This window comes from Cylindrospermum stagnale PCC 7417, assembly GCF_000317535.1.
Lineage (GTDB): Bacteria > Cyanobacteriota > Cyanobacteriia > Cyanobacteriales > Nostocaceae > Cylindrospermum > Cylindrospermum stagnale.
The window spans coordinates 3,596,018-3,610,883 of sequence record NC_019757.1 but is presented as its reverse complement, the minus strand read 5'-3'; the positions used below and the strand labels follow the sequence as shown (position 1 = coordinate 3,610,883).

General features: G+C 41.5%; 12 protein-coding genes, 1 tRNA gene and 1 pseudogene. 5 read left to right on the top strand and 9 right to left on the bottom strand.

The window, feature by feature from the left end:
* Positions 1-2,076, bottom strand: coding sequence for a dynamin family protein (locus CYLST_RS14945; protein ID WP_015208560.1), 2,076 nt, complete (start codon positions 2,074-2,076; stop codon positions 1-3).
* Positions 2,077-2,099: 23 nt separating this feature from the next.
* On the bottom strand, positions 2,100-2,405 hold the full coding sequence (locus tag CYLST_RS14940) for a hypothetical protein (protein WP_015208559.1): 306 nt from the start codon (positions 2,403-2,405) through the stop codon (positions 2,100-2,102).
* A 220-nt stretch (positions 2,406-2,625) separates the two neighbouring features.
* Between CYLST_RS14940 and CYLST_RS36790 the strand changes: the two are divergent.
* From CYLST_RS36790 to CYLST_RS14925, 4 genes and pseudogenes are all read left to right on the top strand, one after another.
* A pseudogene (locus tag CYLST_RS36790) lies at positions 2,626-2,739 on the top strand (pentapeptide repeat-containing protein); the annotation flags it as partial.
* Positions 2,740-2,834: 95 nt separating this feature from the next.
* On the top strand, positions 2,835-3,809 hold the full coding sequence (locus CYLST_RS14935) for a cysteine synthase A (protein ID WP_041233665.1): 975 nt from the start codon (positions 2,835-2,837) through the stop codon (positions 3,807-3,809).
* Between the two features lie 83 nt (positions 3,810-3,892).
* Positions 3,893-4,225: a (2Fe-2S) ferredoxin domain-containing protein gene (locus CYLST_RS14930; RefSeq protein ID WP_015208557.1), complete on the top strand. Its 333-nt coding sequence runs from the start codon at positions 3,893-3,895 to the stop codon at positions 4,223-4,225.
* Between the two features lie 53 nt (positions 4,226-4,278).
* Complete coding sequence (locus tag CYLST_RS14925) at positions 4,279-5,142, top strand: DUF5331 domain-containing protein (protein ID WP_015208556.1); 864 nt, start codon at positions 4,279-4,281, stop codon at positions 5,140-5,142.
* 96 nt (positions 5,143-5,238) lie between these two features.
* Here CYLST_RS14925 and ygfZ read toward each other — a convergent pair whose 3' ends face one another.
* Positions 5,239-6,222, bottom strand: coding sequence for a CAF17-like 4Fe-4S cluster assembly/insertion protein YgfZ (gene ygfZ, locus CYLST_RS14920; RefSeq protein WP_015208555.1), 984 nt, complete (start codon positions 6,220-6,222; stop codon positions 5,239-5,241).
* A gap of 333 nt (positions 6,223-6,555) precedes the next feature.
* On the opposite strand from ygfZ, the gene CYLST_RS14915 reads away from it, so the two are divergent.
* Positions 6,556-7,362 carry a hypothetical protein gene (locus CYLST_RS14915; protein WP_015208554.1) on the top strand — a complete coding sequence of 269 codons (807 nt, stop codon included), beginning with the start codon at positions 6,556-6,558 and terminating at the stop codon, positions 7,360-7,362.
* Between the two features lie 1,623 nt (positions 7,363-8,985).
* On the opposite strand, the gene CYLST_RS36785 is transcribed toward CYLST_RS14915, so the two are convergent.
* The 6 genes from CYLST_RS36785 to pds form a co-directional block, all read right to left on the bottom strand.
* Complete coding sequence (locus CYLST_RS36785) at positions 8,986-9,651, bottom strand: hypothetical protein (RefSeq protein ID WP_015208553.1); 666 nt, start codon at positions 9,649-9,651, stop codon at positions 8,986-8,988.
* A gap of 8 nt (positions 9,652-9,659) precedes the next feature.
* Positions 9,660-9,923, bottom strand: coding sequence for a DUF2584 family protein (locus CYLST_RS14905; protein WP_015208552.1), 264 nt, complete (start codon positions 9,921-9,923; stop codon positions 9,660-9,662).
* Positions 9,924-10,778: 855 nt separating this feature from the next.
* The gene (locus CYLST_RS14900) at positions 10,779-12,104 is read right to left on the bottom strand and encodes an ABC transporter substrate-binding protein (RefSeq protein ID WP_015208551.1); all 1,326 of its coding nucleotides are present in this window, start codon (positions 12,102-12,104) and stop codon (positions 10,779-10,781) included.
* Positions 12,105-12,299: 195 nt separating this feature from the next.
* Positions 12,300-12,391: transfer RNA gene (locus CYLST_RS14895), tRNA-Ser, on the bottom strand.
* 119 nt (positions 12,392-12,510) lie between these two features.
* Positions 12,511-13,443 (bottom strand): 15-cis-phytoene synthase CrtB, encoded by a 933-nt coding sequence (gene crtB, locus CYLST_RS14890; RefSeq protein ID WP_015208550.1) that lies wholly within the window; start codon positions 13,441-13,443, stop codon positions 12,511-12,513.
* Entirely contained in the window at positions 13,427-14,866 is a 1,440-nt protein-coding gene (pds, locus tag CYLST_RS14885; protein WP_015208549.1) for a 15-cis-phytoene desaturase, read from the bottom strand. The genes crtB and pds overlap by 17 nt, the downstream gene beginning before the upstream one ends.

Genomic DNA, 14,866 nt, shown 5'->3' with positions numbered 1-14,866 from the left:
TTAGCTATAGTAAGCTAATAAATTACTATATGCCGCTTCAATTTTTTGCAATTGTTCAATTACATTTTCCTGCAAAGTTTTAAATCTTTTTAACTCACTTTCTCGATTGATTTCCCGTGTTTCTTTCTGCTTCAGCAGATTATCTAATTCAGCTTTGCGAGATGTAATATCATCATTAATCCGCTGACTTACTTCTTTTTCGTAAGCATCAAAGCACTCTTTGACAGCATTATATACAATTTGAGATTGCTGCGAAGCTACTTGCGGTAGATATTTTACTAATTCTTTTTTAGCAGTTTTTACTAACTCTTTACGCGCTTGATCTGCTTGTAAAAATCCCACTCCCAAGCCTAGTAGCGCAAATCCAATGGGACCAAGAAAAACTCCTGTTACTGCCGTAATCATCCCACCAATACCAATTACGGTGAAATAGTTTAACAAGATATTTTTCCAATCAAAACCTGCACCCGCTAGCGCTACACCAGCCAAGTTACCACTAGACAAAGATAACAATCCTATGGCCCATTTTGCCCATCCCGGAGAATTATCATCTTCTGTAGTAGTATTGACTGTGACTTTCTGTCCTGTAAGCTTTTCGGTGATTTGGTCTGTTACTTGACTGTAAGATGCGCCATATTTTGCCGCACTACGAGAGAGTTCCCGAAAAGCTGCATTAATATCTTTTTCAGCAGCTAAAGTCCAAGCAGAAAGCTTATCAGTAATGTATTGTTCAAAGGCTTTTTGTAATACAGCGTTAAATGCTTCCCGTTTACCATTGCTGAGAAAATCAAACAAATTTAATTCTGGTTGATAGCGCAGGAAATCGTTTTCAAAGGTATCACCTAAACTTAAGACGTAGCTGCGGAATGATTCAGAAGTTGCTCGCGCTTGGGTATCCCTAGTATTGATAATTTCTTTTTGGAATTGATCTCGAATAGTTGTGAGTTTGTTGAACTCTGGTTCTACAGAATCAATCCGTTTTTTTAATTCATCAACATCTTGGTCGAGTAATGGTAAGCGTCTGGCGATCGCTTCACGGGTATGATTACTGGCAAGTCTGGCTAATGTTCTGACTTGACGCAGTTCAGCGATCGCTCTTTCTCTAGTGAGAAAAGTATTCAGCGCTCCCATAAACTGAGGAAAGCCAGTTCCCCCTAATTCAGCTTGGGGGTTTTTCAACCGTCGTCTGAGTGCTTGAATTGAAGAAAGTTCAAACACACGCTCTTCATAAACATTTTGACCATCTATAGCACAATATTCTGCTAAATTGGCTTTAAATACTTGTCGTAATCTGTTTTCAGATGCTGCTAGTTCCTCTATATCATCAGGATCAATTAATGATTCTCGCACCTGATCCCAAGCATTGATTAAGAAGAAAACCGTCAATCCTCGACCTTTGATATAATTTTCTAGGTAGCGACGCTCACCCAAAGTACAGGGTTGAGATGCTCGCATAACAAACAGTATAGCGTGGCAATTATTTACATAACCTAGAGATAGTTCATTCCGCGCTTCTGTATCATTCAAACCTGGACTATCGACAATTTCAATTCCCTTTTCCAGTAGGGTTAAGGGATACTCAACTACGGCATGATCAACATCTGGAAACGCTTGCTTTTGCTCTTGTTCTAGTTTTTTAGCTTCGTCTGGGTTAATAGTATATTTATATTTGAAGCTTTGAAAATCTAACTGTTGTGGTCTTTTGCCATCATTAAAATGTATAGTGACTTTCTTTTCCGAGCCATAGCGTAAAACAGTTAACACTGCTGTACAAGGATTAACATCACTCGGCAGCAAATTTTCACCAATTAACGCATTAAGAAATGTGCTTTTTCCCCGTTTCATATCGCCCAGAACTAACAGACGGAACACACCTTGGCTGAGGTTTTTACTGGCTACGGTAATATCTTCAATATCTCGTGATAAACTAAGTTTTCCGGATGAAATATCGCCAGATAACTCAGATTGGTTAATTGTGTCGGCGATTTTTCTCAAGCAGATAGAAATCTCTGAGCGCACTTGAGCAACACGCTCTAAATCATTGATGAATTTGTCAGTTCCAACTTGATAACTCATGGTAGCGATGCTCTAATTAATATTTATTTATTTATTTTGGATTCAAAAAATAGTTTGTAAACTAACCAACCCAGAGCAGCGAACATAATAACTCCCACTACCTTTGAGGCTATTTGCGCTGCAACAAATGTCGCAACAGCAATACCAAAAAGCTTTGCACCAAGAATTGCTTTTTTCATCCACGGTTTTTGGATATCTATAGGCTGATGCTTCTCAGTTTTATGAAAAGGTGCAGTAGCATCTAGATCATTGACCTGAGTTTCTAGTTCCCGGAGTCGTCTTTCAACCCGGCTTTGAAGTTCTTTATTGTGTTCATCTTGAGATGTCATCGGTGTCCACCCTGTCTAGGACAGTGAAATGATATCAGCCTTTATTAGTCACTAATGTTGTATATTAGCTGACTCATTTATTTAAAAACCACCGTAAAGTTACGTTTAAAATGCTGTTACATGAACATCTGTTCATGCCGTGTAAATTTTATGGGAAGATAAAATAAGACCGTCCCTGAGTTCAACGAGTTTGTAGAGCAACTATCTCAGCGAACGCGAAGCTAACTTGACTGATGCCACACTACAAGATGCCTCTTTAGAAGGCACAATATTTAGGGATACCATTACGCCAGATCGAAGTATCTGCAACGATAACTGTTATTCCCCATCTTAAATGCAAGGCTAAGAGCGAAAATGGTTGTTAAGTCTTCCGGCAACGGGAGAGCAGATCCCCAAATTTTTATAGACAAGAACTTAGGAAAATACAAAATGGATATCAAAAATGGATTTGTCGGTACAATTGGTAACACACCGCTGATTCGGTTAAACAGCTTTAGCGAAGAGACAGGTTGCGAAATTCTGGCAAAAGCTGAATTTCTCAATCCTGGGGGTTCCGTTAAAGACCGCGCCGCACTATATATAATTGAAGACGCGGAAAAAAAAGGTTTACTTAAACCTGGTGGTACAGTTGTCGAAGGCACCGCTGGTAACACTGGCATTGGACTGGCGCATATTTGCAACGCCAAAGGCTACAAATGCCTAATTATTATTCCTGATACCCAATCACAAGAAAAGATCGATGCACTGACGACTTTAGGGGCAGAAGTCCGTCCTGTACCCGCTGTACCCTACAAAGACCCCAACAACTACGTCAAGCTATCTGGCAGAATCGCGGCTGAGTTAGATAACGCTATTTGGGCAAATCAGTTTGATAATTTAGCTAATCGCCTCGCCCACTTTGAAACCACAGGGTCAGAAATTTGGGCACAGACCAACGGCAAAATTGATGGTTGGGTGGCATCCACAGGCACTGGCGGTACTTATGCTGGTGTGGCGTTGTACTTGAAAGCACAAAATCCAGCGGTTAAGTGCGTCGTTGCCGATCCTTTGGGTAGCGGTCTATATAGCTATATCAAAACTGGTGAAATCAAGATAGAAGGCAGTTCTATCACTGAAGGTATTGGTAACAGTCGCGTCACAGCCAATATGGAAGGCGCACCTGCTGATGATGCTATTCAAGTTGATGACCAAGAAGCTTTGCGGGTTGTTTACCAGTTACTACGGCAAGATGGTTTGTTAATGGGCGGTTCGACGGGTATTAATGTTGGGGCAGCTGTCGCCCTTGGGAAGCAGTTGGGGCCAGGACATACGATTGTTACTATTTTGTGTGATAGTGGTTCCCGGTATCAGTCACGGATATTTAATCATGAGTGGCTGGCATCAAAAGGATTATCAGTAGATTAGTCAGTCGCTGCACTCCGATTCAAAATTCAAAAATTAGATTCTTGATTTTGAATTGATTTGCGTCTTCTGTGATTCGTAAAAAAATGTCAGACACAACTCAACCATCAAATTCCCCAATCACGAACAAACTAAGTTTTCCTAGATGTGTGCGGGTCTGCCAATATCGCGCCTGTCAAAGGCAAGGTGCAGCAGAAGTGTTAGCAGCTTTTCAAGCTTTGCCAGTTCCTGATGTGACAGTCACATCTAGTGGCTGTTTAGCACAATGCGGCAATGGGCCGATGGTGCTAGTGTTACCAGATAAGGTCTGGTATAGCGGCGTTAAGCGGGAAGAAGTACCACTATTGGTAGAACAACATTTATTAGGTGGTCAAAGAGTCAAACAGATGCTTTATTATCGGTTTCATCCTCAGGGATAAAGCCGATTGAAATTCATAAAGTTTAAATTTTGTTGACTGAAGCGAGGAAAGTGATGGACATTCAGCAGCTACGTCAATCATTGAAAATGAAGTGGCTGATTTACTACGAGCAAAATCGTCTCTGGTTGGTCAAAATGCGAGTTTGGGACACCTATGATGGTCTGCGGCGTCCTCTGTCTGGTTATATTTTGGCGACTCTGTCTGTTTTGGAACCGCAGTTTGAGCAGATACTTTCTTTTATTCTGGATTTGAATAACGATCCCGATCAGATCGTTGCGGCTTTAGGTCTTAACTTTAATCCTGATGAGGAGTTAAGGTTACTAAAATCAGAGCTTTCTGTGGCTACAAACCAGATGAAAATTGAGTCGCCTGACAAGGTGATTGCTGAAGATCAACCTATACCACAGGTTAAGCTTCAGCCTCCGGTAAAAACGCCATTCACTGGGGGATCTAGGGGAGAAAAATCATTTTCATTTAAAATTCCTACGGGGGTTGAACACCAGCGCCAACCTGTATCATCGGTTGTAGCCACCACCCAGGTTAATCGCCAGCCTCCAGTCAGGACGCTAGTTTCCCAAAAACAGCCTACTAAGCTGTTACGCGAACCTCCACCTGTGCGATCGCCTTCGGCACTGCGCTTCGCGCAATCGCTCATCATCGCCACAAAGATTCCCTATAAAACTAAATCCCTGCCAACTCTGGCAATAGCCACCGAGATTCAACACATTGGAAAAACTCTGCCAACTCTAGCAATAGTTACCAAAGTTCCCAGCAACGGCAAATTTGTCAAGATGCCCAAGTACATATCATCCGGCACTAATGCCCGGTGTTTGGCGAATTGGGTTGATGAGTGTTGTCAAGGTGCAGGATGGGATCGAGAGGAAGTTATTCCTATGAAATTTTCAGATTTCTCCTAAAAGGGGAATGGAAATTGTAGAGATGTTATGCGTAATGTCTCTACATTCCTAAGGTTGGCGTTCTGCCTGTAATTGATTCAGTTGCGCTCCGACTGACTATGGGTATTCATGGGAAACAAACGGGACTGCGACTATTTCCCCCTCGGTTTCTCCTACTAGGACTTTTAAGCCAATACCACCTGCTTTGCTGCGGATATAACCTAACCCAAAGTAACCATCAGCGGTTTCTGTGTAACTGGTAAGTTTACCGACTTTTTCATCGCCGATGGTAATCACGCTGCCCACTTCAACGGGACCACTGAGACGAATACCCCAAAGATATTGTTTTACACCTTTATATGTGTTTAACCGGGCGATGGTTTCTTGTCCGATATAACAGCCTTTACTAAAGGAAATTGTCTGCCATAAACCAGCTTCTAGTGGATTGTAATCATCTGTCAGTTCTAAATCTGGGGATGGGCGTCCTTGGATGATTCGCAATGTATCCCAAGCGCGATCGCTCAACTCTACTGCCCCTAATTCTAAAATTTGCCTCCACACCTTGTCTTTGGCAGCACTGGGCAGAATTAGTGTATATCCTGGAGTTGCCAAGCCGCTACCGACAGCAACTATCACTTTGCCATCAACTAGCAGATGATTACCATAGGGTTGGCTGATAATTGCCCCAGCACCCAGCTTTTCGATGATAGCGTCACTTTCTGGACCAATCAGGCTGAAGGTTGCAGTTTCATTGGTGACATCGGTCAATTGCACCTGATCGGCAAAGAAGATATAACGATCTAGCCATTGTAAGAGGAATTCGCGGCGGTTAGGCGAAACCAGCAACAGCACCGCATCATCGAGAACGTAGGCACTGGCCAAGTCAATCGTGCGGGCGGTGGATGTCACCATCACAGTATCACAGCCTTCTCCTGGTTTGAGACGCAGGAAATCGTTAGTGCTTTGGTTGTGTAAAAAGCGGAGACGGTCGGCATCAGAAACACGGATGCACCCCCAATGGGAGCGATCGCACACTGCAACCCCTTCTTTCGCTGCTTGGATAGAAAGTGCGTCTGTACCGTTAATTGCAGATGTTGGCATGGTGATGAAGAGTTGCCTTGTTGATGATGTTTTCACCTTGGAAATCTTAGCAAATAAGTTGCTCTGCCGCTTCTCTCTTTTTCTTTCCTATGGGTGTAGGCAAGGATAAATAAACGCAGGTAGTGGCTGGATAATTTTTGTCATCTGTCAAACTCAGGATATAGCATTCCCTATTTTGTCCTCAAAACCAAACTGTATACGTCAAAGTAAAGATGTAAAAATTGGCTATTTGGTGTTAAATGTTGGATAAATACCGAATTTGTTGACCAAAATCAACAAAATCCTTTATTTATCTATTGTGGACAAATTCTTGTTGGAGTGAATGTGAATACTATGTTTCTTCGTAAAAGTGTTTTTTGGTTGCCAAGTGTAACTGCGATCGCCATCCTACTAGGTAGCGGCTTATCCGCAGTCGCCCAGACAGTAGACAAGGTGAGCAATCAGCCATTAACCGGATCTGCTAACCAGTTAAATGCGGAACCACAGACTCAAAACCAAAACCTCTCTACAGTATCCGATGTGACAGGAGTGCAGCAGTTCCCCAATATCACGACAGAGACCACCCCCAGTTCTATAGTCACACCCTTTCCAGGAACAGTGGCCACCTCATCAGCAGCCCTAGTTTCTGGGTATACAGAGCCTAATTCTCAATCATCTGCACCTCAAGTGGTGCAACCGACTAAAGTGGCGCAATCGGATATTGATGCAGGTAGAGCTACCCGTGGAGGCAGAAGCTATATCGGTGTCGCTGGCAACATTGGTTTGGGTGGCGGTGACTCCGCCTTAGGTGATGGTAACTTCACAGTCATCAGCAAAGTTGGTCTGACAAATACTATATCTGTGCGACCATCGGTAATCTTGGGCGACAATACTACATTTCTCATTCCCATTACCTACGACCTTTCCTTGCGGCAGGGAGGAGATGTATTTAATGAACCGCTACCTATCGCTCCATACGTAGGAGTAGGTGCAGCCATTAAAACTGGTGACGATTCCCAAATTGCCTTCTTAGTAAGTGGTGGTATCGATGTACCTTTAAATGCACAATTTACAGCCAACGTTGCAGTAAATGCCGGATTTTTTGATCAAACCGATGTCGGTTTATCCTTAGGAGTCGGTTACAACTTCACTGGCTTTTAGAAGTTTTGAGTTTTGAGTTAGAAATTTTTAACTCAAAACTCAGAATTTAGTAAAAATTATGCATTGACAATATACATCAAACCTGGATCAGGTCAACAGACCTTCAGTTTTTTTCTCCTCGACTTCTATACTTAGGCGAGAGGACAAAAACGAGTACAAGAAGGAATATGGTCATGAATAAAACAAATATGTTGTTTACCCTAAGTTATAAATTTATCCAGCTTTCTAGGTGTTGCTGTTATAATTATTTTTATTACTGTATATATGATGTTATAACTTTAAAAGTTTAAAGTATTGACTGATGAGTTTTATACTTATTGTCAAATGTGCGTATATCTGAGTTAAAACGTTGATACAATAAGCCTATATTATATATTACTAAAGATATATGCTCTTAATATCCATAGTATAGTATTTATTGAAAATAACAGTAAAAAAGCTTACAATTATTTTTCTTACGTGTTACCCTTACTACAGCGCAATTAAAATTTGTGCCTGTATCAAGTAAGGAGAAATCTAAGTGACAGCAGAAGTTTTAATTATTACAAAAATGGCAGTAGCCCTTGCAGCAGATAGTGCTGCAACAATATCATTGAGAGCTTTGCCTAAATCTAAATCTAAAACTTATAATTCTGCCAATAAATTATTTGCTCTTTCAAAGAATTACCCAGTAGGCATAATGATTTATGGTAATTCTGAAATAATGAGTACTCCTCTAGAAATAATTATAAAATTTTATCGAGAAAAATTAGAGGAAAGACACTTTAAAACTCTAAAAGAGTATTATGATGATTTTATAATTTTTTTAGAAAACTTTTTTTCAAAAGATGATCAATCTAGTTATGTTTTTAACATAACTAACGATATTTTCGAGTACATTAGAGAAGCAATTCAAGAACGAGTCCTTCAAAAAATTAAAGAAGAAGAATTATTAGAGGAGGAAGTTGAAATGCTCAACCTTGAAATTTCTAATGAGATAATAAGTAATTTTCATGAAACGTGGGCAAGTAAAGAGGTTTTGCCTTTTGCCGTCAATTTAGATGAGTTTCAAGAATTATTTAATAAAAATTACGAGCCAGAGATTTTAGAAATACAAAAAAAAGTTTTTGGTCAACTGAATGTAGATGATTTGTCGAGAAAAAAACTTTTAGAGATTATCACTTTTTTCTTTTGTAAAGATATTTTTAATAGTCCTACCGACATTGTAATAGCTGGATTTGGAGAAGATGATGTATTTCCTTCTATGTTTTCATTTGAAGCTGAATGTATAATTTGTGAGAAATTAAAACATAAGGAAGAAGATACATACGAGCAACAACAAGTAAAACAACAAGGTGCTCGCGTTTTTGCTTTCGCCCAATCAGATATGATAAATACTTTTACCTTTGGTATAGATCCGGCTTTAGAATATTTTGCTACTCAGTTTGTGGAAAAAAGTTTTAACGAGTATTCAAAAACTATTGAACAAGAAGTATTAAAAATTATGCAAACCTATGAATCTGATACAGGGAACATAAATGAACTAAAAGATAATCTGAAGAAAACTATTGAGGAAGTTAATCAAAGATTTAATATGATTGACAACTATAAAAAAGAAATGATAAAATATCAACTTGAGGAGCACTACATACCAATTATAGTACGGTTAATTAAATTACTATTTTCCTGCTTTAATGGTGTATATGTAACAGGTAAATTACTACTATTAGATATATCAATGAATTCCATGCTATGCTTTTTTGTTTTTAGATATGTATATCCCAATACACCTTCATAAAGCTTGAATTTTGCTAATAATTCTCTTTCTGATATGTTGTTTGTACGGCACACCATTTGAAGGTTCCATTTAAATAAACCTGCCCTTACAGGAACAAAAATAGATAGCCTTATATTATCTACCAACCTATGTTTAGTTTTAATATTTTTTTTAAGTTCTTTTAGTTCTAACTCTATACCTGGAATAACATTGTCTTTAATTACACTAGCTAATTCATTATCTTCTTTTGCTTTATTGTTTAAATCAAGCGCCCAAACAATTAGATATAGAAGCAAAATTATAATGACAGAGATTACGGAAGCACTGTATTCATTTTTGAACAAAATCCATTCTCTAGGAATTGGACTTTGTTCCCCAATAAAAAATGATGTTGTATCACCAAAACCAGTGATAACTAAACTGAAAATGGAGATTATAAAAATAAAAGCTTGAGTAATTTTTAATTTTCTGCGTAAATAATCAACTTCGTAAACCACAATCTTCTTTAAATAACGCCCTTCTATTTTTCTCATGCTTTTAATTACTTTACAGGGAATGGATGGTTATATATTCTATCGATTTCAAACATCACAGTAGTTTGATTATTCTGCCAGATTAGTTTACAAATAATGATATCTGCATACGCCATCCAATTTTGATCAACTAGAAGAATTGGTGTATCTATAGGAATAATTCTGTAATCTTCCTTGACAGCTTGATACTGTACTCCTTTTGTTAATTCTGCTGGATAGCCTTGAGATGGCTTGAGTTTAAGGATACTGTTAACTTCACAGGGCATACCCATATTTTTATCCTCAACTTAATAATTAGTATTAATAGCTCTATAATCTGGTTTTAGTGCTAATTCTTACATTATATATTAGTATTACATGCATATGCCATCTTAAGCGCGAGCGAGAAGCTAAAGTACAGTAATTTTGGTTCTTTTGTACTTACTATGCTAAATTGGTTTACCAGGTTCTAAAACCCTTGCCATATATGGATTTTAGGTTAGATCATCGATCTATTTGACATAAATTTGGCATCAAAAACAATAAAACCCTTTATTTATAAGGGTTGTAGGGTAAATAAACTAAGATTTGGTTTACCAAGTTCTAAAACCCTTGCCATGTATGGATTTTAGGTTAGATCATCGATTTATTTGACATAAACTTGGCATCAAAAACAATAAAACCCTTTATTTATAAGGGTTATAGGGTAAATAAACTAAGATTTGGCATAATAGGTACTGAAGACACGTATTTTTTTAGGGTTGATGATACAGTTACATCTTCAGGACTTACGCACAAGTAACGGAAAAACGTAGACCAAAGGGCCTGCCGTAGGCTACCACAGAGGACGCAGAAGACACGGAGGAATAAGAGTCTGAGAGATTTTTTTTGTAAGTCCTAATCTTTACAAGCACTTGTTGAAGATATCTGTTGTAGAAACCATCAACAACATTAAAACCTATTCTACATATGGATTACAGACAAAATAGTATAAATAAAAGACCCTTCTAGTTCTGGGGTTTTCACACTACATTTTCATAAAAAATAGCGAATTGAAATTAGTTTGTCGGATGGGTGAGACACCTATTATCCCCTTGAACTTAATTTCAATTCGCTACGAATTTGGGAAATCCTGTATTTAAAACTTTCTATTTAGGGCTAACTTTGTCAATCACCTTAATTTTGCCATCGTCTCCTACTGTCCAAACATCATAGACACCGACGACATCACCGTTGGCGTCAACATCGACGTTGCCGCTAGCACCTTGGTAGTTAATCTTTTTACCCTCTTTCAGCAGTTTCAGTCCCTCACAAACATCAGTCACTTCTGTGCCAGTCCCGCTAGCTACTTCACGAATTTTATTAGCTATGCCAACGCCTGTATTTTCTTTAGCGGCTTGTGCTGCCAATGTTAATAAAGCGGCAGCGTCCCAGGCTTGAGGAGCGTATTCTCCTGGTACACCGCCTTTTTTCTCTTGCCACAGCTTGTTGAAAGCTGTTAATGCTTTACCATCAGAACCAGGTACTGTACCGATCGCACCAGATAAAATATATTTACCGTCGCTACCTTTGCCGACTTGCTCAGGGAAAGTCGGCGACTTCACCCCATCTGTGAGCATAACTTGTACCCCTTTAGTCACACCTTGCTGGTAGGCTGCTTTGAGAAATAGACTGCCGGTTTCGGCGTACATCACAGCTAGTACTGCTTCTGGTTTACCTGCAAAAGCAGCAGTGGCTTCGGTGTCAAATGTCTGGGCTTTGGGGTCGTAGCGGATAGGCTTATCTTTATTAACTATGGTTCCGCCCAATTTCTCAAAAGTTTGGACAAATGCTTTTTCAAAGCCGACGCCATAGTCGTTGTTGATCACAACTGTGGAAACTCGCTTGAAACCTTTTTTCTTCGCAAGTTGGGCTAAAGCTAGGGCTTGGTAGGTATCTGGGGGTGCAGTCCGCGCCCAAAAGCCCTTAAAGTCACCTTTTTGTGCCTTGTCAGTAAACACGGGACTGGTGCTACCAGGAGAAACCAGCATGACTTTATTCGGGGTGGCGACTGAGACTGCGGCTGTAGAAACGCTGCTGGCAAAGGAACCAACTACACCAGCGACTTTATCTAAGGTTGCCAGTTTAGTCATGCCAGCTGCACCGGCTTTAGGGTCGGTTTGGTCGTCTACTTGTACTAAGGTAACTGGTTCGCCATTCACTCCACCGCAAGCGTTGACGGTATCGACGAGTAAGGGGACGGAACCGACCATTTGCTGTCCGATGGAAGCCAAATCACCGGTTGTCGGTAACAAACTACCAATTTTCAGCCCTTTGGCACTGCTAGCTGTGGTAGTTGAGTTGGCTGCTGGGGTGGCGGTACTGCCGTTGTTGGCTGCGCTATCAGGTGGGTTAGGACTTGGGCAACCTGCTAATAAGAAACCACTGGCGATGGTTGTTACGCTCAGGGCTAAGGCGATATTAACTCTTGGCATAGATTACTTTGACTCTTCTGAATATTCAGGAGCCTGAAAGTAAGATTAAAAGCTAGACTTTCAATTTAGCTTGAATCCTATCAAGGCTCCAAAGCATAAATGATATCATCCCTCTAAGAGAGTAGAATTGTTTAGCTAGATATTCATTTTTATTTACAGACACAAGTACAACTTTGCGTCTCAATAAATTAAAAACGGAGAGGGAGGGATTCGAACCCTCGGTACGGAGTTGCCTGCCGTACAACAGATTAGCAATCTGCCGCTTTCGACCACTCAGCCACCTCTCCAGGTCATGAAAAATAAGTTTAGCAGATTTTTTTGGGGGAGTCAATAGTCATTTGTCAGTTGTTTTTTCTGCTACTGACTACGGGCGGGGAAACCCCGCCCCGACTGACCACTGACCCTGTTAAAGCACTTGCGATCGCATCCAAGCCACTGGCAAAGTGCCTAACTTTTTCCACTGGGGGACGTAGGCACGCTGACTGAATACATCGTAACCGTTGCGTTCAATCACTCCCAAAATCTGTCCATAGAGCATTCCTGCTGCCCACACAGGCCAACGGGCATCGGGTGCTAGGTAAGAAATTCCCTTTTCTGCCTTGGTATAGAATTGGTGTGCCCGGTCGATTTGAAAGCGCATCAGCGATCGCCAGCGCTCATCTACCACTCCTTTAAAGAAGTCTTGTTCGGTGTAGTTGAATCGTGCCAAGTCTTCGAGGGGAATGTAGATCCGCCCCCGCTTGGCATCTTCTCCCACATCGCGGAGGATGTTAGTGAGTTGATTGGCAATGCCCAAGGCGATCGCTTCTTCTGTGGGAACATAAGGTTGTTTGTGCTGATGCCACGGTGCTGTATGTATGGTGGTGTCCACGCCCATAACCGTTGTTGACATCAAGCCTACAGTGCCAGCGACGCGGTAACAGTAGAGGTATAAGTCCTCAAAGGTTTCATAGCGACTGCGATATAAGTCCATCTGCTGACCGGCTATCATATCCCGGAAGGGCTGAATGTCTATCGGAAAGCGTTGGAGAGCATCTACTAAAGCGACATCGTAATTGTCTAATGGGCGTCCCGCAAAAATCGATTCCAGCTGCTGCTCCCATAGGTCTAGGGTTTCTGGCGTGGTAATAGCAGATGCGGGCCCATCCACTAATTCATCTGTACGGCGACACCAAGCGTAAATTGCCCAAATAGATTGACGTTTTACCGGACTCATCAGCAAAGTACCCAGATAAAAAGTCTTGGCATACTTGGCTGTGAGATGCCGACAAAGTTCGTATGACTCGTCTACAGAGACCAGCGTTTTCATGCGCGGGGGAGAATCAGGCAGTTGCAGCATTCGTTGCGGGCGGTCGGGTGAGCGTTTGCAGGTTTGAGGTATTGCCTACCGGTAGTGCTTCAGATATCGCCTGCGCTGTCAGCTTACCAGAAAGTACGGCACCTTCCATACTCGCTAAGTAGCGTTGCATGGTGTAATCCCCAGTCAGATAGAAGTTGCCAATGGGGGTTTTTTGGGTGGGACGGTGCTGTTGACGACCAGGGGTCGCTGTGTAAACTGAACGTGGCGTTTTCACCACATGATATTTCAGCAATTTTGCTGGATTGTCTGCCCCAAAGTGGTCGGGGAAGAGTTTTTCCAATTCGGCAAGAGTTGCAGCAACAATTTCCTCATCGGATTTGGCAATCCAATCTTTTGCTGGTGCGAGAACTAATTCCAGCATTGAGCGATCCGGGTTAGCGTATTCGCGGCAGGTATTGCTCATATCAGCATAAACGCTGAGGAGGGGCGATCGCGAAAATAGCAAATGGTCAATTTTTGTTAGTTTTCGGTCAAACCACAGATGCACGTTAATTACAGGCACACCTTCCAACCCTTCTAGCTGTTGGAAAAACTCCATTTGCTTCCAAGGTGCTGGCAAGATCACCTTTAAGGGGTCAACTGGCATGGCAGATACATACAAGTCAGCCGTGAACACTTGATCTTCTGCCCCATTGTGCCCCCGCAGCGCGAATCCTTTCACCGTACCGTCAGCGTTCAGCAAAATCTCTTTCAAGGGTGCATTTAGTCGCACTTCCCCACCTCGTTCGGTGATGTAATCTACTATTGGCTGACATAACCGCTCAGTTGGGGAACCATCCAAGAAAGCCATTTGCGAGCCTTTTTTTTCTTGGAGGAAGCGGTTGAGGGCAGTTAATAGGATAGTGGCAGAAATTTCATCCGGTCCGATGAAGTTCAGCGACTTAGCCATGGCAATAAAGACTTCTTTATTGACCCGTTCCGGAATATTTTGCTTACGCAGCCACTCTGTCCAAGAGTATTTGTCCATTTCTTCAACATACTTTTGCCCTTGAAGCATCGCCGGGATTAAACCGATGCCAAAGCGGATTTTTTCCGGCCATGTCAGCATGTCATTGTTTCTCAAAATTGCCACTACACCATTTAGGGGTGCTGGCAAATCAGGGAAATCAAAGCGGCTGTAAGTACCTGGTGCATCAGGCTGGTTGAAGATCATTGTGTGTTCTTTCCACTGCAATCGATCTTCAATGTCCAGTTCTTTAAATAGCTGCAACATATTGGGATATGCCCCAAAAAAAATGTGCAGACCCGTTTCGTACCAGTCTCCATCAGAGTCCTTCCACGCTGCCACTTTGCCGCCCAGTACGTCCCGGCGTTCCAAGACAATGGGAGTGTGACCTGCGTCCGTGAGATATTTCGCGCAGGAAAGTCCTGCTAGCCCAGCACCCGCGATCGCTACTCGCAT

Bases quoted from the DNA above. Each gene is read 5' to 3' on its own strand.
- CYLST_RS14900 (WP_015208551.1), bottom strand. From the start codon at position 12,104: ATGCCAAGAGTTAATATCGCCTTAGCCCTGAGCGTAACAACCATCGCC.
- crtB (WP_015208550.1), bottom strand. From the start codon at position 13,443: ATGCTGCAACTGCCTGATTCTCCCCCGCGCATGAAAACGCTGGTCTCT.
- CYLST_RS14925 (WP_015208556.1), top strand. From the start codon at position 4,279: ATGGACATTCAGCAGCTACGTCAATCATTGAAAATGAAGTGGCTGATT.
- pds (WP_015208549.1), bottom strand. From the start codon at position 14,866: ATGCGAGTAGCGATCGCGGGTGCTGGGCTAGCAGGACTTTCCTGCGCG.
- CYLST_RS14930 (WP_015208557.1), top strand. From the start codon at position 3,893: ATGTCAGACACAACTCAACCATCAAATTCCCCAATCACGAACAAACTA.
- CYLST_RS14915 (WP_015208554.1), top strand. From the start codon at position 6,556: ATGTTTCTTCGTAAAAGTGTTTTTTGGTTGCCAAGTGTAACTGCGATC.
- ygfZ (WP_015208555.1), bottom strand. From the start codon at position 6,222: ATGCCAACATCTGCAATTAACGGTACAGACGCACTTTCTATCCAAGCA.
- CYLST_RS14940 (WP_015208559.1), bottom strand. From the start codon at position 2,405: ATGACATCTCAAGATGAACACAATAAAGAACTTCAAAGCCGGGTTGAA.
- CYLST_RS36785 (WP_015208553.1), bottom strand. From the start codon at position 9,651: ATGAGAAAAATAGAAGGGCGTTATTTAAAGAAGATTGTGGTTTACGAA.
- CYLST_RS14905 (WP_015208552.1), bottom strand. From the start codon at position 9,923: ATGGGTATGCCCTGTGAAGTTAACAGTATCCTTAAACTCAAGCCATCT.
- CYLST_RS14945 (WP_015208560.1), bottom strand. From the start codon at position 2,076: ATGAGTTATCAAGTTGGAACTGACAAATTCATCAATGATTTAGAGCGT.
- CYLST_RS14935 (WP_041233665.1), top strand. From the start codon at position 2,835: ATGGATATCAAAAATGGATTTGTCGGTACAATTGGTAACACACCGCTG.